Annotated in this window: 24 protein-coding genes; 11 read left to right on the top strand and 13 right to left on the bottom strand. The window is 66.4% G+C overall.

Going from position 1 to position 24,541, the window contains the following annotated elements; all coding sequences use genetic code 11:
- Positions 1-44: 44 nt before the first annotated feature.
- Positions 45-950: an MBL fold metallo-hydrolase gene (locus K5Q19_RS07425; RefSeq protein WP_292942850.1), complete on the top strand. Its 906-nt coding sequence runs from the start codon at positions 45-47 to the stop codon at positions 948-950.
- 41 nt (positions 951-991) lie between these two features.
- On the opposite strand, the gene K5Q19_RS07420 is transcribed toward K5Q19_RS07425, so the two are convergent.
- Both K5Q19_RS07420 and K5Q19_RS07415 read right to left on the bottom strand, forming a co-directional pair.
- The gene (locus K5Q19_RS07420) at positions 992-2,203 is read right to left on the bottom strand and encodes a cell wall hydrolase (RefSeq protein ID WP_292942847.1); all 1,212 of its coding nucleotides are present in this window, start codon (positions 2,201-2,203) and stop codon (positions 992-994) included.
- A 5-nt stretch (positions 2,204-2,208) separates the two neighbouring features.
- Positions 2,209-3,495: an outer membrane beta-barrel protein gene (locus K5Q19_RS07415; RefSeq protein WP_292942844.1), complete on the bottom strand. Its 1,287-nt coding sequence runs from the start codon at positions 3,493-3,495 to the stop codon at positions 2,209-2,211.
- A 231-nt stretch (positions 3,496-3,726) separates the two neighbouring features.
- On the opposite strand from K5Q19_RS07415, the gene K5Q19_RS07410 reads away from it, so the two are divergent.
- Entirely contained in the window at positions 3,727-4,218 is a 492-nt protein-coding gene (locus K5Q19_RS07410) for a hypothetical protein (protein ID WP_292942841.1), read from the top strand.
- On the opposite strand, the gene K5Q19_RS07405 is transcribed toward K5Q19_RS07410, so the two are convergent.
- The 3 genes from K5Q19_RS07405 to K5Q19_RS07395 all read right to left on the bottom strand — a co-directional run bounded on the left by K5Q19_RS07405 (position 4,158) and on the right by K5Q19_RS07395 (position 7,636).
- Positions 4,158-5,435: a glycosyltransferase family 4 protein gene (locus K5Q19_RS07405; protein WP_292942838.1), complete on the bottom strand. Its 1,278-nt coding sequence runs from the start codon at positions 5,433-5,435 to the stop codon at positions 4,158-4,160. The genes K5Q19_RS07410 and K5Q19_RS07405 overlap by 61 nt on opposite strands.
- Complete coding sequence (locus tag K5Q19_RS07400) at positions 5,432-6,700, bottom strand: polysaccharide pyruvyl transferase family protein (RefSeq protein WP_292942835.1); 1,269 nt, start codon at positions 6,698-6,700, stop codon at positions 5,432-5,434. The genes K5Q19_RS07405 and K5Q19_RS07400 overlap by 4 nt, the downstream gene beginning before the upstream one ends.
- 63 nt (positions 6,701-6,763) lie before the next feature.
- Entirely contained in the window at positions 6,764-7,636 is an 873-nt protein-coding gene (locus tag K5Q19_RS07395; RefSeq protein WP_292942832.1) for a LysR family transcriptional regulator, read from the bottom strand.
- A gap of 93 nt (positions 7,637-7,729) precedes the next feature.
- On the opposite strand from K5Q19_RS07395, the gene K5Q19_RS07390 reads away from it, so the two are divergent.
- The 7 genes from K5Q19_RS07390 (at position 7,730) to K5Q19_RS07360 (ending at position 14,241) form a co-directional block, all read left to right on the top strand.
- Positions 7,730-8,896: an isovaleryl-CoA dehydrogenase gene (locus K5Q19_RS07390; RefSeq protein WP_292942829.1), complete on the top strand. Its 1,167-nt coding sequence runs from the start codon at positions 7,730-7,732 to the stop codon at positions 8,894-8,896.
- An 11-nt stretch (positions 8,897-8,907) separates the two neighbouring features.
- Complete coding sequence (locus K5Q19_RS07385) at positions 8,908-9,309, top strand: nuclear transport factor 2 family protein (protein WP_292942826.1); 402 nt, start codon at positions 8,908-8,910, stop codon at positions 9,307-9,309.
- 2 nt (positions 9,310-9,311) lie between these two features.
- Entirely contained in the window at positions 9,312-9,605 is a 294-nt protein-coding gene (locus K5Q19_RS07380; RefSeq protein WP_292942823.1) for a hypothetical protein, read from the top strand.
- A gap of 15 nt (positions 9,606-9,620) precedes the next feature.
- Positions 9,621-11,279, top strand: coding sequence for a carboxyl transferase domain-containing protein (locus K5Q19_RS07375; RefSeq protein WP_292942820.1), 1,659 nt, complete (start codon positions 9,621-9,623; stop codon positions 11,277-11,279).
- Between the two features lie 5 nt (positions 11,280-11,284).
- Complete coding sequence (locus K5Q19_RS07370) at positions 11,285-11,749, top strand: nuclear transport factor 2 family protein (RefSeq protein WP_292942817.1); 465 nt, start codon at positions 11,285-11,287, stop codon at positions 11,747-11,749.
- Positions 11,746-13,680: a biotin carboxylase N-terminal domain-containing protein gene (locus K5Q19_RS07365; protein WP_292942814.1), complete on the top strand. Its 1,935-nt coding sequence runs from the start codon at positions 11,746-11,748 to the stop codon at positions 13,678-13,680. The genes K5Q19_RS07370 and K5Q19_RS07365 overlap by 4 nt, the downstream gene beginning before the upstream one ends.
- A 96-nt stretch (positions 13,681-13,776) precedes the next feature.
- Entirely contained in the window at positions 13,777-14,241 is a 465-nt protein-coding gene (locus K5Q19_RS07360) for a MaoC family dehydratase (protein ID WP_292942812.1), read from the top strand.
- 253 nt (positions 14,242-14,494) lie between these two features.
- On the opposite strand, the gene K5Q19_RS07355 is transcribed toward K5Q19_RS07360, so the two are convergent.
- A complete protein-coding gene (locus K5Q19_RS07355; RefSeq protein WP_292942809.1) occupies positions 14,495-15,187 on the bottom strand; it encodes a murein L,D-transpeptidase catalytic domain-containing protein in 693 nt (230 codons plus the stop codon).
- 422 nt (positions 15,188-15,609) lie between these two features.
- Between K5Q19_RS07355 and K5Q19_RS07350 the strand changes: the two genes are divergently transcribed.
- On the top strand, positions 15,610-18,201 hold the full coding sequence (locus K5Q19_RS07350; protein ID WP_292942806.1) for a TonB-dependent receptor: 2,592 nt from the start codon (positions 15,610-15,612) through the stop codon (positions 18,199-18,201).
- A gap of 78 nt (positions 18,202-18,279) precedes the next feature.
- On the opposite strand, the gene K5Q19_RS07345 is transcribed toward K5Q19_RS07350, so the two are convergent.
- Together K5Q19_RS07345 and K5Q19_RS07340 are read right to left on the bottom strand one after the other, a co-directional pair.
- Positions 18,280-18,705, bottom strand: coding sequence for a DoxX family protein (locus tag K5Q19_RS07345; RefSeq protein WP_292942803.1), 426 nt, complete (start codon positions 18,703-18,705; stop codon positions 18,280-18,282).
- 136 nt (positions 18,706-18,841) lie between these two features.
- Positions 18,842-19,357, bottom strand: coding sequence for a MarR family transcriptional regulator (locus K5Q19_RS07340; protein WP_292942800.1), 516 nt, complete (start codon positions 19,355-19,357; stop codon positions 18,842-18,844).
- Between the two features lie 112 nt (positions 19,358-19,469).
- On the opposite strand from K5Q19_RS07340, the gene K5Q19_RS07335 reads away from it, so the two are divergent.
- Positions 19,470-19,859 carry a nuclear transport factor 2 family protein gene (locus K5Q19_RS07335; protein WP_292942797.1) on the top strand — a complete coding sequence of 130 codons (390 nt, stop codon included), beginning with the start codon at positions 19,470-19,472 and terminating at the stop codon, positions 19,857-19,859.
- Between the two features lie 10 nt (positions 19,860-19,869).
- On the opposite strand, the gene K5Q19_RS07330 is transcribed toward K5Q19_RS07335, so the two are convergent.
- The 5 genes from K5Q19_RS07330 to K5Q19_RS07310 are packed head-to-tail and all read right to left on the bottom strand — an operon-like array spanning position 19,870 to position 24,529.
- Positions 19,870-21,060 carry a glycosyltransferase gene (locus tag K5Q19_RS07330; protein ID WP_292942794.1) on the bottom strand — a complete coding sequence of 397 codons (1,191 nt, stop codon included), beginning with the start codon at positions 21,058-21,060 and terminating at the stop codon, positions 19,870-19,872.
- Between the two features lie 8 nt (positions 21,061-21,068).
- Positions 21,069-21,590 (bottom strand): DUF2141 domain-containing protein, encoded by a 522-nt coding sequence (locus K5Q19_RS07325; RefSeq protein WP_292942922.1) that lies wholly within the window; start codon positions 21,588-21,590, stop codon positions 21,069-21,071.
- 5 nt (positions 21,591-21,595) lie between these two features.
- Positions 21,596-22,546 (bottom strand): hypothetical protein, encoded by a 951-nt coding sequence (locus K5Q19_RS07320; RefSeq protein WP_292942791.1) that lies wholly within the window; start codon positions 22,544-22,546, stop codon positions 21,596-21,598.
- Between the two features lie 40 nt (positions 22,547-22,586).
- The gene (locus tag K5Q19_RS07315) at positions 22,587-23,759 is read right to left on the bottom strand and encodes a glycosyltransferase (RefSeq protein ID WP_292942789.1); all 1,173 of its coding nucleotides are present in this window, start codon (positions 23,757-23,759) and stop codon (positions 22,587-22,589) included.
- A complete protein-coding gene (locus tag K5Q19_RS07310; RefSeq protein WP_292942786.1) occupies positions 23,756-24,529 on the bottom strand; it encodes a polysaccharide deacetylase family protein in 774 nt (257 codons plus the stop codon). Before K5Q19_RS07310 ends, K5Q19_RS07315 begins: the two co-directional genes overlap by 4 nt.
- Between the last annotated feature and the right edge of the window lie 12 nt (positions 24,530-24,541).

The following is a 24,541-nucleotide window of genomic DNA, read 5'->3' as shown; positions in this document are numbered from 1 at the left end:
CTCTGCCTGTCGTCGGGGAACCGCCCGGCGGGGAGAGCGCCAGAATGGACCGTTTTCGGATCGGCCACGTCACCGTCCACCGCATCGAGGAATGGCAGGGCACGTTCGCACCGCCGTCCTACCTGTTCCAGGGCTATACCCCCGAAGGCTGGGATCCGCATGCGGAGGAATTCGCGCCCGAATACTTCGATCCGCAGACCGGCCACCTCTATGCCTTCCTGCAGAGCTGGGTGCTCGATACCGGCAAGGAGCGCATCCTGTTCGATACCGGCGCGGGGAATGACAAGGACCGGCCGAACATTCCCATTTTCAGCAACTTGCAGACCGACTTCCTCGGCAATCTTGCCCGCGCGGGGTTTCAGCCGGAGGATATCGACGTGGTGGTCTGCTCGCATATCCACATCGATCATGTCGGCTGGAACACGCGGCTGGTGGAGGGGCGCTGGGAGCCGACGTTTCGCAATGCCCGCTATGTGCTTCCGCTGGCCGACCGCGCCTATTGGGACCCGGACGACGGCGCCGCGGTGCCTGAGGGCGTGGGCGCGGCGGTCAATGCGGGGATGTACGAGGACAGCGTGGCGCCGATCGTGGCTGCCGGCCGCGCGGAATGGGCCGAGCCGGGCTTCGAGGTGGCCGAAGGGCTGACGCTGCATGCCTGCCCGGGCCACACTCCCGGCAGCATGATGCTCGAAGTGGCGGGCAAGGAGGATAATGCGTTGTTTGTGGGCGATGTCGTCCACCATCCGGCGCAGATCTACCGGCCGGAATGGAACAGCGTGTTCTGCGAGGCGCCTGATCAGGCGCGCGAGACGCGGCGCATGGTGCTGGACCTTGCCGCCAGCCGCGAGGCGCTGCTGGTGCCGGCGCATTTCGGTGGTAGCCATGTGGCGCGGGTGCTGCGGGAAGGGACGGGCTTTCGCCCGGTGCTGGGAGAGCTGGGGCTATCTTGACTCAAGTTGCGTTCTGCCGGGAGCGCTGACGGGATCGTTCCTCAGCCCCAGTCCGCCAGCAGGCGCGCCAGCGCAGCGCCCCCCGGCAGGCAGCGCGCGGGATTGGCGCGGGGCAGCGCGGTGCAATCCCACCAAGCGCCTTCCGCGCCGCTCCGCCGATCTCGCAGATAGACGAAGGCGGGGCCTTGCCCGGGCGCGGCGCCGATAAGCTCGCCCACTACAGCGCAGCGTTCACGCTCGGCACAGGCGGCAAGCGCGCGCGTGGCATAAGTGCCGGGAAACGCTGCCGGATCGAGCGCGAGCACGATGCGCCCGCCCGCCGGGGATGCAGGGGGCAGGGCGCTGCGGATGGCGGAGCGGGAGGGGCCATCCGCTTCCTCAAGTGGGAGGTACGCCTGCGGTGCACCCACATTCGGAGCCGCCTCTGCCTGTCGCGCGTCCGCGCCGCCATGCGCGGGAGACAGTGCAGCCATCGCGGCAATCCCCGGCTCCTCCCCGCTCGCGCTGCCACGCAGGACGGCGGGCGAGCCCCAGCTTCCCGGCCAGCGATAGAACAAGTGCAGGCCCACTTGCGCGAGCTTGACGAGGCCGCTGCGCCAGACCGGCACGACATAGTCGGCGTGGTAATGCGTCGCGAGCCCGACGCGCGGATCGACCGCGCCCGCCAGCGCTGCTGCCGCCACCGCCCGCGCGCGCGCCCAGGCAGCGGGGCCGGGGTGGCGCGATGCCATCGAGCCATCGCAGGTGAAGCTGAACTGGCAGCCGGTGCGCCGCTCCGACCCCTGAAACACCACGCCGCAGACGCTGGCGGGGAAAGCCGGATGGCGCGCGCGGTTGACCACGACCTGGGCGACGGCGCGCATCCCCGAGGGATCGTCGCCCGCCTCGTACCAGGCCGCAGCGGCGAGGCAATCGAGCGCGCGTGCCGCGCCGAGCGCGTCTGCCGAGCCGAGCCTGAAAGCGGGCGCCGCAGCGCGGGGCGGCTCGATCGGCATGGCCGCATTGGCCGCGCGCGCCGTCTCGGGCAGGTAGGGGAGCAGCGCCGCCGGGTCTGGCAGGGGCGGCGGGAAGGCAAAGCGCACCAGCGGCCCCGCCGGCGGCGGCGCCAGCAGCGTGAGCGCCGCGCCGAGCGCGGCGACAAACAGCGCCGCGAACACCATCCGCACCGCCAGATGGCGCGGCCGGGCGGCCCAACGGGGGAGGGGCGGCGGCAGGTCCCAATCCCGCGTTGCTGGGCGTGGCAGGCTGGCCATTGCGGCTAGAGCCGCCAGCGCAGCGACAGGGCCACGCGGTTACGGTCATAGGCGCGGCCGGGATCGACCGCGCCGGAATTGCGGCCAAGGCTGTGGGTATAGTCGCCCGCGATCTCGAAATGCTGGGTCAGCCGCCAGCTGACCCCGAAGGCGCCGGTGAAAAAGCGCTCCTGCCGCTTTGCCGCGCCCTGCGGCACCTGGAAATCGGCCACGACATAGCGCAGCGCGGGCCGCAGGATCAGCGTTCGCAGCAATTCATGCTCGGCCGACAGCATGACTTCGTGCTGCTGGATACCGGCAATGCCGATGATCGGCGATCGCTGGAACGTGCGCCCGCCGGAAAGCCGCAGCGTGGTGAGCCGCGTCGGGCTCCACTTCAGCTGCACATTGTAGGCAAGGCCGCTGATGCGCGGGAAGATCGGTGCGCTGAAATCCTGCCGCACCCAGCCCACGCCGATTTCGCCCTGCAAGAGGCGGTTGAGCCCGAAGGCAACGCCGGTCAGCGCGGTGAACCCGTGCGAGTTGCGGCTCGGCCCGACGGGCGGGGCGGGGTAGCGGTTGCGATTGTAGGCAAGGCTCACAAAGCCGGCGACGCCCGGCCCGATTCCGATTGCCGCGCGCAGCGAGCCCGAAAGCGCCTCGTAATCGCGCGGGGAAAGATCGATCACCGTGCCGTCCAGCACGCGGTTCTGATAGCGATAGCGCTCATACCGCCCGCCGAGCGTGATACGCGCGCGATTGAACGTCTGTTCGATCTCGCCGCCGCCGGTGACCACGGTAAAGGCGATCGGTGCCGCGCCGAACAGCGTATCGCCCGTGGTGCCGCGCGCCTCTATCCGCCGCGCCGCGCCGAGTTCGCCCGAGAGGCGGGTGTTACCCGAGATATCGAGCCGGCCATCCAGCTTGGCCGCGTACGTCTCGATATTCTCGGTCTTGCGCCTGGCATAGCGCTTGACCGATCCTTCCGCCGAGATACCGAGGGCGTGGTGCGACCACTGCGAACGCACCGCGAGCGCGGGGAGGATCGCGAGCGCGACATCGCCGCGCTTCACATCGCCGCGCGCGAAAAGGTTGTCGGTCGCGTCCGCCTCGATCCCGAAGCTGGGCGAAATGAGCAGCGCCCCCACCCTTGCGCCCGACGTTTCCACCTCAGGGCGCGAGCGCGCGCCCACGGTATCGCGCTCCATCCGCGGATCCACCGTGGTCTGCGCGCGGGCATCGGCCAGCGGCGCAACAAGGCCGAGCAGGCACACCGAAAGCGCCCGCGATTGCCGCGGCTGTCTGAAGGCCATCGCCCAATCCCTGATCCTGCACCGAACGGGTCCCATGGCCCGGGGGTACCATTCTTTCCCGCCGCCCCTTCGCGCAATTAGCCCCGTATCTGAGCAATCTCCCTTAGGGTTCGGCCCCGGAGTGGGGCTCACGCCCTGAATATCGGGCTTTTTCAGCCGGGCCCAATGCGGAGCCTTTCGCTGGCGCGCGGTTAACCAATGGGGGAAAGCGTTCCTTGAGCAGGATCGGGCATGGTCCTCCTCATGGACGCCTTGCTTGCCCGCATCACGCCCGGCCATGTCGCCCGGTTCGCCCGCATCGGCGCGCTGCTGATCGCCCTTGCGCTGATGGCGGGCTACGTGACCGACCGCCTCACGCTCGAGATGGCGGGGGTCGGCTCGCTCTTCCTCGCTGTGCTGACGCTGCTTGCCTTCCCCAACCAGCGCAGTTCCGAATTGCTCGGTGCGCTGGCGATCTGGCTGACCTATGCCGAGTTCATGGCTGCCATCCAAAGCGGACATTTCGACCTCTGGCGCTGGGCGATTGTGCTGGCGACGCTCAGCCTAGTGATCGTGCCGATCAAAGTGCAGCACTTGCGCCAACTGGCCCGCAGCAATCCCTACCGGCCGCTGGGCGAACTGGATCGCCGCGTCTGGACTGTCGTGCCGGAAAAAACGGCGCCTTACACGCCTGCCGCGATCAGCTTCGATCCGGACGCGGATAGGGCGCCCGCCGGCGCCTGAAGCGCTTCCAGCCGTGCGGCATAGTGCGCGAGCAGGCGGTCGATCCAGTCCTCGGGTGAGAGCGCGAGGTGGCCTGTGGCGGTAAAGCCCGCGTGGCTCATCGCCTCCACTCTCGCATCATCTTGCGCCAGCGCGGCGAGGACAGCGGCGTGCGCGGCAATATCCTGCGGATCGACCATGACCGCTGCTCCTGCTGCGACAAGATCGGCCGCGAGCAGCGCGGTTGGCGGCAGGATGACCGGCAGGCCCGCCAGTGCGGCTTCCATCGCGACGAGGCCATAGGGTTCGGGATAGCGGCTGGGCATCACCAGCATGCGCGCGGTGGCGGCGAGGGGGGCGATATCGGCGGGGACGAGGCGGCCGGCGAAGTGCGCTTCGGGGTATTCGGAGGCGAGGCGGGCGCGGTCCGCGCCGTCACCCACGAGGATGATCGGCAGCGAGGCGCGGCGGGCGGCGGCGAGGGCGAGATCGGCGCCCTTGGTTGCCTCGATCCGGCCGACGAAGATCACTGCGTCGTTGCGCTCGGCGGCGATCCGCTTCGTGCTGAAAGGGACGACCGGATTGGGCAGCGGGTGGATCACCTCGGGCGGAATCCCCGCGCGTGCCAGCATCGGGCGCATCGCGGCATGGATCGCCAGCACCGGCGGCGAACTGTGCGGTCGGAAGGCAAGGCGCTGCACCGCATGGCGCGCCACCCGCCAAGCCTTGTGCGCCTGGCCCCGCCGGTCGCACGCTTCGGCAAGGCAGGCGCGCGAAAGCGCGGTGTGCGGGCAGGGCGCGCCGGTCGCGAAGTTGGTGAAGGCGCCGTTGGGGCAGGCGAGGAAGAAATCGTGCGCCGAAATCACCAGCCGGTCGCGCACCGGCGCCAGCGCGGCAAACACCGAGGGCGAAAGGATCTGCGACCAGCCATGGAGGTGATAGACGGTGCGCGGCGTATCGTTTTCCGCGATCCAGCGCCGCAGCATCTGCGCCGCCGAGCGGTTCCACAGACCATCGAGCAGCGCACCCGCCCGCCCCATCAGCCGCGCCTGCCCGAGGCCCGTCACCGCAATGCCCGCCGCGCCGAGCGAGGGATCGGGGACATCGCCAGCCAGCAAGGTGACGCGGTAGCCGCGCTCGGCAAAGCGGCGCGCGGAGCCCACGGCCAGCGCACTCGCCCCGCCCATGGCGTGCGAAAGATCGTTGATCACCACGATGCGGTCGATCCCGGCGTTCATGCCGCTTCCTTTGCCGGCTGCATGGCGCGGGCGAGCGCAGCCGCCATGCGCGCGATATCGCTCCTGGTGCCGGCAATGAGGTCTTCCAGTGCGGCCCGGTCCACGCCTTCGGCGACGGCCTGCCGCGCCAGCGCGGTCAGCGCCGGGCCGTTCAGCGAGGCCGTATCGGCGATATAGTTTCCGCGCCCGGCCAGCGCGAAGAAACTGTCGAGCTTCACGTCCCAGCGCAGGCCGATGGTGGGTATGGCGAAGGAATGCGCGGCAATGCAGGCATGCATGCGGTGCGCCACGATCAGCTGGCAGCCGGCGATGAAGCGGATCATTTCAGCCGGATCGGCGAACGGGTTGGTCAGCGTTACCGGCCCCTTGGCGGCAAGGATCCAGGATGGCCCCATCCTTGCGAGATAGTCGCGGTCTTCCGGGCTGCCATTGGTGAAGAGGGCGACGCGAAAGCCCGCCTCGACCAGCGCGCGCGCGGCCGCCGCATACCAGGCATCGAGCGTGGTGCCATCAGTCGGACCAGGCCCGGTCGCGTGGTAGCGCAGCGCCATCGGCGCGGTTATGCACAGACCGGCGAGCGGCGCATCGAACGGCAGCGGCGGGCGCGGAAAATGGCAGCTGGCAAGCAGCCCCGGATCGCCGCTCAGCGCCGCGGGGCGCACGCCCTGCGGCACCAGCAGATCGCGCCAGGCGGATTGGCTGCGGGCATCGCGCACCGCCGCATGCGCCAGTTTCGCGCCGCCGAGCGCCCGGCCGAACAGGCGGCGCCCGGCCTTCGACCACTGCCGGTTTGCCCCCACGCCATAGACGGCGATCGGCAGCCGCAGCCGCGCTGCCTGCGAAAGCGCGCCCGCGATCTTCATCGGAAAGTTGAGATCGGCATCGGTGAGGAGATTGCCCCCGCCCAGCACCACCGCATCGCAGCCCGCCAGCCGCGCCCGCACATGCTGGCGCAGCCGCAGCCGGACCAGCGCGGCGAGCGCGATCCGGGTCGCCAGCTGCCGGAGCCTGGCGGGCAGCGCCTCCAGCACTCTGATCAGCGCGGCGCGGCGGCTGGGGGCGATGGCGGGATAGGCGCGCCGCCCGGCCAGATCGATCGAGAACACCTCCGTGCCCGGCGCGATCGTCTGGAACGTGCGCGCCAGTTCCGCCTCAAGGCATTCGGACAGCAGCCCGTCACCCAGATTGGGGCTGTACTTCACATTGAGCAGCGCGATCCGGCGCGGCGGGGCGGGGGCATCGGAAGGGGGCGCGGCGGTGCTCATGCCCGGTCGGTGTCACGCCAACGTCCCCCATCGCAAGCCGGGATAGACCCGGAATCGAGCGGATCAGTCCTGCTCCGCCAGCACCTCGTCGAGCACAGGGCGCAGTCCGCTGGCCGCCAGCAGATCATCCTGCCCCTCCGCCACGATCAGCCCGATCCGGCGGCGAAAGTCATAGCCTTGCAAGGTCACCGCCACCGTGCCCGGCCCGGCGAGCGAGACCGGCGCGGTCGTCACGCCGGCACCGGCTGCCACCAGCGCAAGGCAGCGATCGTCGTTGGCGCCGCGAAAGGCAAAGTGCGGCCGCACCCCGCGTGCGGTGAAGAAGCGGCTGGTCTCGGCCAGAATCTCGCAACTGCGCCGCGCGATCATCGTTTCGCCTGCCAGTTCCTCGGGCTGCAGGCTGCCCTGCGCGGCAAGGCGGTGGGCGGTGGGCAAGATCATTGCGTAGCCTTCCTCAAGCAGCACGTCCGCCCCCGTCTCGCCGCCACGCAGCGTGGTGAGCACGCCGTCCAGCCGGTGCTCCGCCAGCCGCCGCCGCAGCTCCGCATCGGTGCCTTCGGTGAGCATCAGCCGCGCGCGTCCATCGCTTGCGGCGGCAAAGCGTGCGGCAATCGCGGAGACCATGCGCGTGGAAAGCGAGGCGATCACCCCCAGCCGCAGGATCGGGGCCGGGGCGGGCGCGGCGAGCACCCCGCGCTCGGCCAGCCCGAACTCGCGCTCGATCGCGCGCGCGTGGATCAGCAGCCGGTTGCCCGCCTCGGTCAGCCGCAGCGCGCGCCGCTCGCGCACGATGACCGCCGCGCCGAGCGTGCGTTCCAGTTCGGCAATCCCGGCCGAGAGCGTGGGCTGCGCCACATGCAGCTGGTTCGCCGCCGCGGTGAACGAGCCGGTATCGACAAGTGCAAGGAACTGGCGGAGGTGGCGGCGGTTCAGCATAGGTTTTTCCTATAGAGCTCTCGCCAAAAATTCAATTTTTCCGAAGCTCGGATTTGCCATAGATTGCCCGCATAAAGAGGAGCCTGACCTGACATGCGCGCGACGCCCGAGCTTGATTTCGCCCTGCCCGAAAGCGCCCTGATGATCCGCGAGGCGGCGGGCCGCTTTGCCGACGAGAAGATTGCGCCGCTGGCCGCCAAGGTCGATGCAGAAGATTGGTTTCCGCGCGATCTGTGGCCCGCGATGGGCGAGCTGGGCCTGCATGGCATCACCGTGGAAGAGGAATGGGGTGGGCTTGGGCTCGGCTATCTCGATCACATCATGGCGGTCGAGGAAGTCAGCCGCGCCTCGGCTTCGGTCGGCCTCAGCTATGGCGCGCATTCGAACCTTTGCGTCAACCAGATCCGCCGCTGGGGCAATGACGAGCAGAAGGCGAAGTATCTGCCGAAGCTGATTTCAGGCGAGCACATCGGCAGCCTTGCCATGTCGGAAGCGGGCGCGGGATCGGACGTCGTCTCGATGAAACTGCGTGCGGATAGCGTGCAGGGCGGCTTCCTGCTCAACGGCACCAAGTTCTGGATCACCAACTCGGCCTATGCCGATACGCTGGTGGTCTATGCCAAGACCGCACCGGAGGCCGCCAGCCGGGGCATCACCGCGTTCCTGATCGAGAAGGACATGGCCGGTTTCTCGATCGGCCAGAAGATCGACAAGATGGGCATGCGTGGCTCACCCACGGCGGAGCTGGTGTTCAACGATTGCTTCGTGCCGGAAGAGAATGTGATGGGGCCGCTGCATGGCGGCGTGGGCGTGCTGATGAGCGGCCTTGATTACGAACGCGTGGTTCTGGCGGGCATTTCGCTCGGCATCATGCAGGCCTGCCTCGACACGGTCATCCCCTACGTGCGGGAGCGCAAGCAGTTCGGCAAACCCATCGGCGCGTTCCAGCTGATGCAGGGCAAAGTGGCGGACATGTATGTCGCGCTGCAATCGGCGCGGGCCTATACTTATGCGGTGGCGCGTGCGGCGGATGCGGGGCAGACGACGCGCTTCGATGCGGCGGGCGTGATCCTGATGTCGAGCGAGAACGCCTTCCGTGTGGCGGGCGAGGCGGTGCAGGCGCTGGGCGGGGCGGGCTATACCAAGGACTGGCCGGTCGAGCGCTATCTGCGCGATGCCAAGCTGCTCGATATCGGCGCGGGGACGAACGAGATCCGGCGCATGCTGATCGGGCGCGAACTGATCGGGGCGCAGGGGTAAGGGGACGCGCGATGGCTGCCGAGACTGCCGAAGACAGGAAAGCCGTGTTCCGGCGGCTGATCGATTGCTACGCACGCGCCGATGTGGACGCGATGGAGCCGCTCATCGCCCCCGACTATATCGGCCACACCTCGGCCGGGGACCGCAACTGGGCGGAGTTTCGCCAGAGTATCCTCAATTTCCACGCGATCTTCGACTATGCGCCCGATGCCTTCATCGTCGAGGACCAATTCGTGGATGGCGAGAAGGTAGCGACTCGCATGACCGCGCATGTCCGCAGCCGCGAGAGCGGCGAGCCGATGACGATGGTCGGCATCAACCTCGCGGTGATCCGGGGCGGGCAGATCGTCGAGGAATGGAACACCTGGGAAATGGTCCAATCGGCGCAATCGCTTTCGATGCAGGGGGCGTGAGGGTGAAGGATTTCATCTTCTTCCTGCACGATGATGCGATCTCGCCTGAAGACGACACGCTGTGGGATGCCTATTTCGCACGCCTCCATGCCTCAGGCCAATTTGATGGCGGGAGCTCTATCGGGTCTGGCGGGCGCTACCGCAAGGGCGGGGCTGGCTGGCTGGCTGCGCTCCCGCTGGTGGGCTTCCTCCGCATCCGCGCCGAGAGCCTTGCCGAAGCCGAAACCTTCCTCACCGGCAATCCCGTCTATGAAGCGGGTGGCACTGTCGAAATCCGCGAGTTGCCGCGTGACTGATCTGGAGCCTTGCGCATGAGCGCCCCTGTCCTATCCTCCAATCTCGACCTTTCCAGCCCCGAAGCGCAGGCGCGGGCCGCGCACAACCGGGCGCTGGCGGCAGAGCTGCGCGCGCGCGTCGCCAAGGCCGCACTCGGCGGCGATGAAAAGTCCCGCGCCCGGCATGTGTCGCGGGGCAAGCTCTTGCCCCGTGACCGCGTCGAGCGCCTGCTCGATCCCGGCTCGCCGTTCCTTGAACTCGGCCAACTCGCCGCGAACGGGATGTATGGTGACGAAGTGCCCGGCGCTGGCATCATTACCGGGATTGGGCGCGTATCGGGTCGCCAGTGCATGATCTTCGCCAATGATGCGACGGTGAAGGGTGGCACCTACTTCCCGATGACGGTGAAGAAGCACATACGCGCGCAGGAAATTGCTCGGGAAAACCGTCTGCCGTGCATCTACCTCGTCGACAGCGGCGGGGCGAACCTGCCCAACCAGGCCGAGGTCTTTCCGGACCGCGACCATTTCGGGCGGTTCTTCTACAATCAGGCGCAGATGAGCGCGGCGGGCATTCCGCAGATCGCCAGCGTGATGGGCAGCTGCACCGCCGGCGGCGCCTATGTCCCCGCGATGAGCGATGAAAGCGTGATCGTGCGCGAACAAGGCACGATCTTCCTTGCGGGGCCGCCCTTGGTGAAGGCCGCGACGGGTGAGGAAATCAGCGCCGAAGCACTGGGCGGCGGCGATCTGCATGCACGCAAATCGGGCGTGGTCGATCATCTGGCTGACAATGACGAGCATGCGCTGACCATCGTGCGCGATATCGTGTCGCACCTCGGCACAAAAATAGGGACAGTCCCCATTTTCGGGCAAGCTGGTGGGGGAAGCGGAGGGGGTGATGCGAAAATGGGGACTGTCCCTATTTTTGTACCTCGCCCGCCCAAGTATGACGCGGAGGACCTATACTCCATCATCCCCGAAGACGTCCGCGCGCCTTATGATGTGCATGAGGTGATTGCGCGGATCGTGGATGGCAGCGAGTTCCACGAGTTCAAGGCGCTTTACGGCACCACTTTGGTCTGCGGCTTTGCGCATATCTGGGGCATGCCGGTGGCGATCCTTGCCAACAACGGGGTGTTGTTCAGCGAGAGCGCGGTCAAGGGCGCGCATTTCATCGAACTCGCCTGCCAGCGCCGCATTCCGCTGCTGTTCCTGCAGAACATTTCAGGCTTCATGGTCGGCGGCAAGTATGAGGCCGAAGGCATTGCAAAGCATGGCGCCAAGCTGGTGACAGCTGTCGCCACTGCGCAAGTGCCCAAGCTGACCGTGCTGATCGGCGGCAGCTTCGGCGCGGGCAATTATGGCATGTGCGGGCGGGCCTATGATCCGCGCTTCCTCTTCACCTGGCCCAATGCCCGCATCAGCGTGATGGGCGGGGAGCAGGCGGCTTCGGTGCTGGCGACCGTCCACCGCGATGCGGACAAATGGACGCCGGAGGAGGCCGAGGCGTTCAAGGCGCCGATCCGGCAGAAGTATGAGGATGAGGGCAATCCTTATTACGCGACGGCGCGGCTGTGGGACGACGGGGTGATCGATCCGGTGCAGACCCGCGATGTACTCGGGCTGGCGCTGGGGGTGTGTCTGGAAACGCCGATAGCGGAGGCGCCCCGGTTTGGGGTGTTTCGGATGTGATGCCCATGATCACGCTCCTCTCCGCCCTTGCGCTCGCTGCGCAGCCACTCCCTCAGGCCGACCGCCTCCCGCCGCCCGATTTTGGCGACAAGGAGGTAATGGCTGTCGTCTATGCGCTGTTTGCCAAGCTTGAAGCCGGCGATGGTCCGGCGCTCCTTGAGCTGGTCTATCCGCAGGGCCGCGTCACCGCGCGCGGTACGCTGCGCAGCGGGTACACCGGGCTGCGCAGCCAGAGCTTTGCCGAGTACGCCGGCGCGATGAAGCTGGGCGCGGGCTTCCATGAGGAGATCGGCGACATGGTGATCGAGCGTGACGGCGATGTCGCGATGGTCTGGGCGCCGTTCACCGTCTCGATCGAGGGCAAGCTCGTCAGTTGCGGTTTCGATCACTTCGATCTGGTGCGCGAAAACGGCCAGTGGAAAGTGATGAACCTGACGTTTTCCTCACGCACGGAAGGGTGCGGCGCATGATCCAGTCCCTGCTCATCGCCAATCGCGGCGAGATTGCCTGCCGCATCATCCGCACGGCGCGGGGCCGGGGCATTCGCACCATTGCCGTCTATTCCGATGCCGATGCCAAGGCGCTGCATGTGCGGCAGGCGGACGAGGCGGTGCATATCGGGCCGTCACCCGCGCGCGAGAGCTATCTGGTGGGGGAGAAGATCATCGCTGCTGCCAAGGCGACGGGTGCGGAGGCGATTCATCCGGGGTATGGGTTTCTTTCCGAGAATGCCGAGTTTGCGCAGGCGGTGATCGATGCGGGGCTGATCTGGGTGGGGCCGAAGCCCGCCTCGATCACCGCGATGGGCCTGAAGGATGCGGCCAAGGCGCTGATGGCGGCGGCGGGTGTGCCCGTTACGCCGGGCTATATGGGCGGGAATCAGGACCCGACCTTCCTTGCGGAGCGCGCTGGCGAGATCGGTTATCCGGTGCTGATCAAGGCCGTCGCGGGCGGGGGCGGGAAGGGGATGCGAAAGGTGGAGGCGGCGGCGGACTTTGCCGACGCGCTCGCCTCGTGCCAGCGCGAGGCGGCGGCTTCGTTTGGCAACGCGCATGTGCTGATCGAGAAGTATATCCAGCGCCCGCGCCATATCGAGGTGCAGGTCTTCGGCGATACGCACGGTAATGTGGTGCACTTGTTCGAGCGCGATTGCTCGCTTCAGCGCCGCCACCAGAAAGTGATTGAGGAAGCCCCCGCGCCGGGCATGGACGAAGCGACCCGCGAGGCGCTCTGCGCGGCGGCGGTGAAGGCGGCGAAGGCGGTCGATTATGTCGGCGCGGGCACGATCGAGTTTATCGCGGATGCCAGCGAGGGCCTGCGCGCCGACCGCATCTGGTTCATGGAAATGAACACCCGGCTGCAGGTGGAGCATCCGGTGACGGAGATGATCACCGGCGTCGATCTGGTGGAATGGCAGCTGCGGGTGGCGAGCGGGGAGGCGCTGCCGAGGCGGCAGGATCATATCCGGATCAAAGGCCACGCCATCGAGGCGCGCCTTTACGCGGAAGATCCAACAAAGGGCTCGCTGCCCAGCATCGGGAAGCTGGAATACTTCCGACTGCCTGAAAAACTCGAGCCCTATGAATACAAGGCCGTGGATGGAACCTGGAACTGGAACCACTACGATTCGAGGCTTCGCGTTGATAGTGGGTTCGAGGAGGGTGACGAGGTTACCCCGTTCTATGATCCGATGATCGCGAAGATGATCGCCCATGGGCCGGATCGCTTGGAAGCTGCGGTTGCGCTGACGCAGGCGGTAGGTCAGGTTGGCTGCTGGCCGGTCAAGACAAACGCATCAATGCTGTTCGGCCTGCTGGTTGAACCAGATTTCAACAGGGAACGATTATCGACCGCCTTCATCGAGGAACACCCCTCCCGCTTTGCCGAGGATGAAGGCCCGAGCGGGTCGGCCTTGGTTCACGCTGCAAAGCTATTGACCTCGCCTGCCATCCCCATTGGACTGACGGGTTTTCGTCTCAATGCTGAGGCGGAGGGGGAGGTGCTCCTCAGTGTCGACGGGAAGCCCATGGTTGGCCGCCTCGACTACGAACTTAACGAGGACCACGAGCGCCATTTTCCCGCCGAACGCATCGGAGACGCAGTTTTCTCCTCCTCCATCGGTGAAACGGTCCGCATCACGGTCCGCGAATCTCGGGGTACGAACACCCATCACGCCGGCGACGGCGCCATCCTCGCCCCCATGCCCGGCAAGGTCATCGCGGTGGAAGTTTCGGCAGGCGATACCGTCACCAAGGGCCAGAAGCTGCTCGTCCTCGAAGCGATGAAGATGGAGCACGCACTCACCGCGCCGTTTGATGGGACGGTGGCGGAGCTGACTGTGGCGGTGGGCTCGCAAGTGCAGGTGGAAGCCTTGCTGGTGCGGGTGGAGAAGGCGGAATAAGCCACATCCGTTCGTGTCGAGCGAAGTCGAGACACCGCGCACTGTGTCTCGACTTCGCTCGACAAGAACGGTTTGGGGATGAAGGGATTGGATAGAATGGCAGGGCGCTACTTCGATGAATGGCAGGTGGGCGACAGGATCGCGCACGAGATCCGGCGGACGGTGACCGAGACGGACAACCTGCTGTTCTCGGTGATGACGCACAACCCGCAGCCGCTGCATATCGATGCCGAAGCCGCGCGGGCGAGCGAGTTTGGCCAGATCCTTGTGAACGGCACTTTCACGTTTGCGCTGATGGTGGGGCTTTCGGTGGGCGATACCACCGTCGGCACGCTGGTTGCCAATCTGGGCTATGACAAGCTGGTGATGCCCGCGCCCGTATTCCTCGGCGATACCCTGCGCGCGACCAGTGAAGTGGTGGAACTGCGCGCGAGCAAGTCGCGCCCCGATGCGGGGATCGTGACCTTTGCGCACGAGGCGCTCAACCAGCGGGACGAAGTCGTCTGCCGGTGCCTCAGGATGGCGCTGTTGCAGAAGAAGCCGGCTCAGAGCCTGTCCTGATGAGGTGGAGGCATCGGCACGGAGCCGATTTTGGCCCAGCGCGAGGCGAGAGGAGGGAGCTATGCTGGCCTATAGTGACTGACGATCAACGCTGCGATGGGCCAAAAGCGGCCCGCCCCTTCGGGGTCGCGTCAGGAAGCCTCTCGGACAGCGTCGCGCCGCTGGCACGGGCTACCAGCCCGCACTGCGCGGCGCTCCTTGCCGAGAAGCTTCCTGACGCGATGACGATGCCTCCACCTCATCAGGACAGGCTCTAGGTCGCCGCAAAGAGCAGGCGGCCAGCGCCGAGCGATTCAAGCACCTGGTTGATCTCGCGCGGGTTCACCGCGAAGCAGCCCTGGCTGCGGCCGACGCGGCCCTGCGCGGCGACGACGGCGGGTGACACATAGCTTGCCGCATGGATCACGATGCCGCGCTGCAGCGCCCGGTCGTTATCCGGATCGAGCCCGACCAGCCGCCGCGAGCGGCCATGCTTGCCATAGTAAAGCTCGCCCGTGACATAGCTGCCGCGCGAGGAGGCTTCGGAGTCCATCAGATTCGAGAAGTGTTCGGCAATGCCGCGATTCGCCGGGTCCGACCCCCGGCCATGCGCGACGAGCAGCGGCGTGGAAACCGTGCCGCCGACAAGGTCGACGATATGGAAGCGCGCCTGCCGTGAAGGCTGCGAAAAATCGACGATGCCGATCCGGTCGCGCACCGAGATCGCCGCGCCGTGCTGGTCCAGCGCGGCCAGTGCGCGCGGGATGAGCGGCAGAATGCCCGAGCGCGCGATGGTGACGGGTTCACCCTGGACGACCGGTGCGATCTCATCGGGCACAGGCAAGGTGCCCCAGAACGTGCCACCCGGCAGTTCGGCTTCCTGCGCCTGCGAGCCCTCGCGCGGTAAGGCAAGCGATGCAGCGGTTCCGGCAAGGGCGCCAAGAAAATGGCGCCGGTTGATAATCATTGTCCCAGCAAACCCCGAACGCGTTGGCGATCCCGGGCATGACTAAGGCCACGCAAAGGTTGATGATCCAACCCCCATGGCCTTGCTGTTGCGACGAAGCGTGGCTCACGTGCCACTGACCGTTAAGATACGGACTCGACCGGCCTCGCCCTGCGCTTCTACCTGCGTGGAGGTAAAATTAACGTCCGCTAGGAGGTAATACCTACTTTAGATGCCCAATCTGAACCGAACCTGACTGGATCGGCGATCTGAAAATGTTGCAGTGATTTAATAATGTGGTGGATTTCACGCAACAGTACGTTGCAAACCACGGAAATCCGCCATTCTTGAATGACAAAATGTGGCAGTCTGTCAGAAAACTGTCACGAAACCCGACTAGAGCCCCCTCAGCAGAGACGCACTCTCCCTAACTGAGGTTATCTATGAAACTCGCAAACTCGCTGCGCACCGGCCTGCTGGCCGGCGTGTGCCTCGTCGCGTTCGCGGCGACCCCCGCCTTCGCCGCCGCAGTCGATGAGCAGGCCGAAGCCGCGCCTGCGCCCGCCGCAGGCTTGCCGGACGGCGTGCCGATCGAGGAAATCGTCGTCACCGCGACCAAGCGCGAGACCAACCTGCAGAAGACCCCGATCTCCATCTCGGTGGTCAATGCCGAAACCATCCGCGAGCGCCGCGTGCAGAGCCTGCTCGACCTCGCTGACGGCGGCGTACCAAGCCTCCGCGTCGCGACCTTCGAAGCGCGCCAGTCGGCGCTGACCATTGGCATTCGCGGCATCGTGCCGCTCGATGCCAACCAGCCCGCCCGCGAACAGGGCGTCGGCATCTACATCGACGGCGTCTACCTCGGCCGCCAGCACGGCCTCAACACCGGCCTGTTCGACATCGAGCGCGTTGAAGTGCTCAAGGGCCCGCAGGGCACGCTGTTTGGCCGCAACACCGAAGGCGGCGCGCTCTCGCTCGTCTCGAAGGCACCCACCGGCGAATTCGGCGGCAGCATCGATGGCAGCGTTGGCAACATCGGTTCGCGCAGCGGAGCGATCCACCTCAACCTGCCCGAGTTCAAGGGTTTCTCGATCAAGCTCGACGGTGTCTACCAGCACCAGGATCCGGTGACCAAGAATCCGCTCCGCGGCGAGGAAGGCTGGGGCCTGTTCGATCGCAAGGGCTTCCGTGCCGCTGTGCGCTGGAAGCCGGTTGACGGCGTGACCAACGACTTCACCTATGACGTCGCGCGCGACGAGAACACGCCGTTCTACAGCCAGCTGCTCAACTACAACCCTGAGAACTGCCTCAGTGGCGGTTCGAACAGCGCACCGCTGGCGATCCCCGCCGGCAGCACCTGCATCACCCCCGGCACCGCATTTGTCGGCACGCAGGGCACCATTCGTCCGCTGCTCCCCGGCGTCGTGGTGAACGGCGACACCCTGATGCGCGAGGCCGACATTGGCGTGCCGCAGCGCCGCAGCTTCGACGAGACGCATGGCTTCACCAACGTCCTGAAGTGGAAGATCTCGCCCGAAGTCGAGCTCCGCTCGATCACCGCATGGCGCGGTGTCGACGTGCAGCAGTGGGACAACTCGGGCGGCGCGCACCGTGTGCCGGTCGTCAACTACCGTCCCGAGTGCACTGCGAACGGCCCGTCGAACTGCACGTTCAGCCGCTACAGCCTTGCCGACTTGCGTCAGCGCCAGTTCAGCCAGGAAATCCAGGCTGTCGGCACGATCGGCTCCGTCGATTACGTCGCCGGGCTGTTCTATTTCAACGAACACGTGAGCGACACGGCCGCCACGCCGAACTCGATGCGCGTGATCTACAACACGCCGACGCAGGCCACTTACGTGCCCAACGTGTTCTGCACCGCCGATACGCCGGAGTTTGTCGGTCAGGCTGTGAACGGTTGCCCGATCGATCGCGCCTCGCAGGTCAATTCCAAGAGCTATGCGGTGTTCGGTCAGGCCACCTGGAATGCGAACGAGCAGCTCCACATCACGGTGGGCGGACGCTACACTTGGGATGAGAAGCAGGGCCAGCTGACCTGGTCGCGCAACGTCGACTATCGGGCCAACCCGACGATCGCCGCGCAGAACGGCTACCAGCCGCTCGACCGGAAGTGGCGCCGGTTCAACCCGCTGGTCACCGTTGCCTACGATTTCAACAACGATGTCCATGCCTATGCCAAGTACGCGACCGGCTATCGTGCCGGCGGTGCCAGCTCGCGCACCTCGGACTACCGCGCGTTCAACCCGGAAGACGTCAAGAGCTACGAAATCGGTGTGAAGGCTGACCTGTTCGGCCGTCGTGCCCGCCTCAACCTCGCGGGTTACATCATGGACCGCACCGGCAGCCAGGTCGACCTTTCGACGATCCAGCCGACCGCGACCGGCAACTTCAACAACCTCGTGACGTTCAACGCCCCGGGTACCACCAAGATCCGCGGCATCGAAGCGGACCTCACGGTGAAGCCGGTCAGCCGCCTGACCATGAACCTCTCGTATGCCTATACCTACACCGACATTCCGCTGGTGCCGGTAACGTACACGCAGTTCAACAGCGCGGGCACCGCACTGTTCAGCACCACCGTCAATCAGAAGTTCTACATCGTCTACACGCCGCGCAACGCTGCGAGCGCGTCGATCGATTACGAACTGCCTGAAATCCTTGGCGGGGCCCGCCCCAAGTTCCACGTCGATGCCAACTACGCGCAGGCAACGCAGAGCTTCGACCAGTTTGCAACCAAGGCTGACTCGAGCTTCATCGTCAACGCCCGCCTCTCGGTGATGGACATCAACCTCGGCGGTGGTTCCAACAAGCTCAACATCGGGCTGTGGAGCCGCAACCTGTTCAACTACCAGTTCGTCTACCGCCGCGATCCGTCGAACAGCCTTCCCGCTGTCCAGACCAACGATGCGCAGGGCCGGAACGTTGTCGTGATCGGCAACAACGGCAGCGTGCTGGGCGACTACGGCAACTTCAATATGCCGCGCACCTTCGGTTTCGACGCTTCGATCAAGTTCTGATCGCAGCGCGCACCGCACACGAAATGACGGCGGCCGGAGCGATCCGGCCGCCGTTTTTCGTTCGGGCAGCAGGCGCGATCAGCGCTTGTCGAGGCCGATCCGGCCCGAGCCGAAAGCTGCGACCTGCAGCAGGCCGCCGGCCATGGCGAGGTTCTTCAGGAAGTGGATGAACTGGTTCTGGTCAGCGAACTGGGCGTGAAAGGCGAGCGCTGCGACAACGCTGAAGCCGGCAAGCGCCAGCGCCACGAAGCGCGTGCGAAACCCGGCGATGAGGGCAAGACCGCCGCCGACCTCGATCAGCGCCGCCGCGATCAGCGCAGCCGGGGCGAAGGGCAGGCCGGCGCTGGCGATGTAGCCGATGGTGGCTTCCGGATTGGCGATCTTGCCGATGCCGCTGAGGATGAAGATCGCGGCGATCAGCACGCGGCCGGCGGCGGCGAGAACGTGGCCGGTGGCGGGAGCGGAACTCGGGGCCGAGGTGACGGAGGCAGTGGTGGTGGTCATGGCGTGATCCTTTGCTTGTCATGCCGGGCGGGGGCGTCCGGTCTGTTGAGAGCTGGATAGGCGCATGCGTAGATCCGGAAAATCCGGATAATGTCGTCCCATTTGTTCGATAAAGTGAAAAAGCTGCGCCAGCCGCTCAAGGCTTGGGTGCGGCTGTGCGGAACTCGGCCGGGATCGGACAGTCGGTGCAGACGCCATTGTCGCACAAGCGGCACAGCGTGCAGCGCTCGAGGTCCGTGGCGGGTAGCGAGGCCAGCAGCTTGTGCAGCAGTGCCGCCAGCGTCTGCTCCTCGTCGCTCGTCAGCGGCTCGAGCACCGGACGGATCATGGCGAGGCGTTCCTTGAGCAACGCTTCGCGCAGCGCATCTCCCTGCGGGGTGAGGTGCAGCGCGATGGCGCGGCGGTCGTGTCCTTCACGGCGCTCGACAAGGCCGTCCGCCACCAGGCGGTCCACCAGCCGCACGCAGCCGGGATGCGAAAGCCCGAGGATGCGCCGCAGCTGGTCGTTCGAGGGCCCGAGGCCATAGCCGATGACCACCAGCGCCGCAGGGGTTTCGCCCGCGTGGTTCAGGGTCTGCCGCGCCGCTTCGCCAATGCGGTCAGCCACCGCAAGGCCCAGCGCGCCGAGGAGATTGGCGGTCCGGTCGGTCATCGCAGGGTGATATGTGCGTTCGGCACAAATATCAACTTGACCAATAAGTGCGCTCCGCACATAAATTTGCCATGGCGACCCGGTCTGATCGGGAATCGCCCGGGAGATCGCCATGACAGCCGCAACCATGCCCCAACTGACCCCCGAACACGCCGATTTCTACGCCCGGTTCCAGTCGTTCTGGGCCGCCCCCAGCGGTCCCCGTGTCGCCGAGCTCATCGCACCGCACGCGGTCATTCATTTCAGCGGGGTCGGCAGCTTTTCGGGCCGCGAATACATCGATGTCATGGCCGGCACTCTCGCCGCGATGGAAGCCTTCACGGTCACCCCGCTCGACTGTGCGGGGTCAGGCGATCTGCTTTACATCTTCTGGCAGGCCAGCGCCCGGATCGGCGGTGAAACGCGGACATGGAACGGCATCGATCGCATGCGCATCGCCGATGGCATGGCGGTGGAGGAACATGTGGTGTTCGATTCCGCAGTGCTCCAGCCGGCTGGCTGAGCGCGCCGGATCAGGCCGCGCGGCGCGGGTCCGGCTGGCGGCGTGCATCGGACACGAGCCGTTCGTAGCTGGCGAACAGTTCGGCGAAGTGATCATCCATCACGCGGGGTGAGGGGATGCTGGCACGCGGACCATCGATCCCGCTTTCGCGCGCGATGCAATATTCCACAATGGTTTCCGCTGCTGCCGACGCATTGGCGGATTCGTAGATCCAGCCGCCCGATGCCCGCGCCTGATCCGCCGCACCGCCTTCGTCGGGGGCGATGAGGGGCAGGCCGCTGGCGCGCGCCTCGGCAGCGACCATGCAGAAGGTTTCGGCCTCGCAGCCATGGACCAGCGCATCGGCGCTCGCCATCACGCGCGCCAGTTCGGCCCGGTTGGTGATCGGCTCGAGGATGCGGATATGCGGATTGCCGCCGATGCGCTTCTCGATGGCCTTGAGATCGCGGCCCTGGCCTGCCAGCACCATGCCCACGGGGCGGCGCGTGCCGGCGGCGGTCACCGCATCGACCAGCATCGGCCAGCGCTTCTCCGGGGCGAAGCGGCCCACGCCTATCAGCAGCGTCGCCTCCTCGGGCAGCTCGCACAGCTCGAGCAGGCCCTTGCGCAGCCGTTCGTCGCGGTGGGCGGGGGCGAATACGCCCGGATCGACGCCCATCGGGTTCGTCACCACGCTGCCAAGGCCGCCTCTGGTCAGCCGGTCCGAAAGGCCCTGGCTCGTGCTCACGATCATGTCGAACTGCGTGTCGAGCTTGCGCAAGTGGCGCCAGTAGCGATCGAAAGCCTTGTCGATCACCGGGCGCGGGGCAACGCCATCGAACCAGCGGTAGGCATAGGCCGAAAGCGGATCGGCATGCATGATCAGCGCGCGCGGCGCTGTGCCGTGCCATTCGCCGACAAGGCTCGCGCTGCGCCAGGGCGAAGACGCCTCGACCATGTCCGGCGCTTCGCGGTCCAGCGCTTCGTAGAGGGCTGGCACGTCGCTGAAGTAGCGGTAGTTGAAATCGAGCGGGAACACCGTGCTCTTGAGCCACACGATCCGCGCGTTCGGCCCGCGTTCCTCGATGCGGTTTTCCTCGCCCGGCGCGATGACGACGACTTCGTGGCCCAAGGCCGCTCCGGCCTTCAGCTTGCGATCAACATACGTGCGTACGCCGCCACCTTTGGGCGCGTAGAAGGCGCAGACGTCGACGAGCTTCATGCGAGTACCTACGATCTCTTGAGCGGCCCGAACGAGAACAGCCCGGTACGGTAATTCATCACGACGCGCAATGTCGTTAGCCCGCCACCCGCATTCACCGCTACAGCCGCGGCCTTCGGCTTCGACCAGCCCAGCCTGGGATTGGCCGAGAATCCGACACCATCCTGGGAGAGGCTGAACTTGTGATCGGCGTTGCGATCGTGCAGCACCGTCACTGCATAGGTGCCGGGACCGGGTATGCGGATGCACAGCCGCGGGACGGGCTCGGCCGGCACCGGCACTTCCACGCGGCGAAAGGTCTTGCCCGCCATGAGCAGGATATTGTCGTCGGCGAGGAAATCGCCATCGGTGGCCGGGTAGACCTCGATTTTCACTCGGCCCGCGCGATCCTTGACGCCGACCAGATCGACCAGAAACGCCGGTCCGCTTTCGCCGGGCCGGCACTGGCCTTCCGCCTTGCCAAGCTCGGGCGATGTCTGAATCTGCGCCGCGCCCGCCAGTAGAGGCAGTGCCGCGCCAAGGAAAACAATGCGTTTCAAGCGTTCTTCTCCTGCTGCACCAGATCAAGCAGCATCAAGCCAATGAACAACACCACATGCGTTGCCACGATCAGGAGCGATATCATGGCAATCATGTCGCTAGTCTGAACCTGACTACCAACGAGCAGGGTCGAGATACCGGCGAAGGCGACATCTTTATTGGGAATGAGCGGAAGACGGGACAGGAGGAGCCGGACGGTTGCGAAAAGAAGCCACGAGCCGATCCCCACGCCGGGCAGGATCAGATGCCAGGCCAGCGCGGAGAGGCCGGTGTTGGCGACGATACGCAGGGTGTGGACGACGAACACGAACGCAAGGTCGGCCTTGGGCAGGCTGAGCAGGCCATTGCGGAAGAACATGATGACGAGGCTGGTGATGAGCACCACGCCGATCGAGGTACTGAGCACATGCCCGTTGCTGCTGCCCGCGCCATCGAGCCCCAGCTGGCTGATGATCGGCCAGGTGACGATCAGCAGCAGCACGGTCATGATATTGCCGGCCAGCGCGGAAAGGATCGCGACGTCCTTCACCGCGCCGAAGGGCGAGCCTTCCATCTTCACGTGGCGGCGCGCCCAATCGTAGAAATAGACTTCACCGACATAGCCCAGCAGCAGTTCGTTGCCGATCAGCTTCTTGAGCAGCGGCAGGATGCCCGAAACCGGAATGCCCCACAGCTTGCGGAAGATCACCCAGTCCGCCATCGGCCCCGCGAAGTAGCTCGCCGCCAGCACCAGCCAGATCCACGGGCTTGTCGGCACGATCGACCAGACCTGACTCCAGTCGATCTTGCGCAGCTGCCACAGCACGGCAGCCAGAATGGCGAGCGAAATGGCCGGACCCACCCAGCCGCTCCACTTGCGCAGGCTGCGCTCGAGCGGCGCGGCGGACGGGAGCGCGGTGGGCAGAACCGGTGGCAAGGTCTCAATCAGCGCTTCGGGTGGTGCCATGGGAGAGATATCCTTCGAGGAGCCTGCCTCGCCATCCACGTTAAGCACGGGCGAGGTCCTCCATCAGAGCGCGATAGCCATGCGAAGCTATCTCTACGGTGAACCGACGCGATTGGTCTCGCGCAGCCGCTTCGTCAAATTTCAAGTTGGCAATGTTGCCCATGGCCTGCGCCAGCGCCGCCGCATCGCCGACCGGCACCAGCAGGCCGAAGCGGCCGCCGCCCAGCATGTCGTCCATGCTCACGCTGCAGCGGGTCGAGACCACCGGGAGTCCGGCCGCCAGCGCCTCTGCAACAACGGCCGGAACACCTTCATAGTCCGAGGAAAGCACCAGTGCATCGGCCGCGGCCAGTTCGGCATCGAGCGGGCTGATGTGGCCCGGCAGACGCACTTTCGCGCCGAGCCCCAGCCGTTCGATCTGCGCTTCCAGCGCGCGGCGCGCGGAGCCCTCGCCAATGATGGCCAAACGGTCATCCGGCCCGGCCATGCGCGCAAAGGCATCGATCAGCAGGCCGAAATTCTTCTGCGCAGCAAGCCGCCCGATGGCAAGGAAGCGCCGTCCGGGCCCGCGCGGCGCCGCGTTTGCCGCGGCGCGCGCGGCAGCGAGGCGCTGGATATCGGCTTCGGAAAGCGAGGGATCGTCGATCACCGCGATCCGCGCATCCTCCACGCGCATCAGGCTGCCGATCTCCGCGCGCATCGGCGGCGCCATGCCGACAAGGCGCTGCAGCATCCGCCCCTGGATGCGCAGCCACAGGCGGTAGAACGGCCGGGCCGGGGCCGGGAGGTCGTGGCGCGTCAGGTCATTGCTGATTTTGGCGACGACCGGCGGGCAGGCCTTGCCCAGCAGCAGCCGCATCGCCACGGCGACGATGGTGTAGGAATTGCCCGCGCAGAACAGCACGTCGGGCCGGATCCGCCGGATCGCGCGCGGCAGATGGAAGATCATCCACAGCGTTTCCCACGCGCTGCTGGGGATCGCCTCGGGGCCGAGGATCTCGTACCCGAGGTCCGGCCACTCGCGCTTCATCGCCCCCGCCGTGCGCCCCAGCACGAGCCGCGCGTCGAGCCCCTGCGCGCGCCACGCCTCGTGCAGCCGCAGCGCTACCCGCTCCACCCCGCCGGGCTCGAAGCTGTGCAGGAACGTGAGGACGCGCAGCGGCCGCGCGGCGGCAGGCGTCAGCTGGTTCAGGCCTGCCGACAGCGCATTCATGCCGCGCTACTCAGCGATGCATAGCGTGAAGGCGCATGCGTGCGCACAAACCGCGCCAAGGTGCGGTCGATGCTCGTCAGCAATGTGGGCACGGTCGTGTCGCCCGGATGCACTGCCACGCGGATCGTGCGGGTGAAAGGCAGCGCGGCCCGGCCCAGCGATGCTGCAAACAGCGAACTGGCGATGCGCGCCTTGCTGCGGCTCGCCCAGGTGATCACCGGGCCTTTCGCCAGCACTTCGCCGCTCGCCGGGCGCCAGACTTTCATGTGGTCTTCGGCGAGCGCAAAGCCAAGTTCGCGCATCGCCGCGTGCGCGCCTTCGCCATAGAGCCAGGCAGGCGCGATGAAGCCAGCAACCGGGCGGCCGATCGTGTCTTCCACCAGCGCGCGGCCATCGCGCATGCGGGCCAGCGCTTCGGCCTGCGGCAGGTTGAGGAATTCGCCTTCGCCCGCGGTCATATGCTTGCCCTTGATCGCAGCTAGGCCTTCGGTCGCCGGCGTTTCGTCCTTGTGGCTCCAGCCGTGGAGGAACATCTCGATGCCCTGATCGGCCCAGCCGCGAAGCCGCGCCGCGAAGGCTGCGTTGCCGGCAATCGGTGCGCCGCGCCAATGGTCAGGGATCACCAGCATGGCGAACTTTGCCTCGCCGACGTGCCGCGCCAGCCGCTCGGCCAGTGCATCGACCTGACGTTCGAACCGCGGCGAAACATCGTGGATCGAAACGAGCAGCCGCCGCGCAGAAGCAGAGGAGGAAGGCGCGGGGGCGGTCATGCGCGTGCCGGT

Origin of the sequence: Novosphingobium sp. (assembly GCF_019748365.1) — a bacterium.
Classification (GTDB): domain Bacteria; phylum Pseudomonadota; class Alphaproteobacteria; order Sphingomonadales; family Sphingomonadaceae; genus Novosphingobium.
The sequence above is the reverse complement of the archived record's forward strand: the minus strand, read 5'-3'. Positions and strand labels throughout refer to the sequence as shown.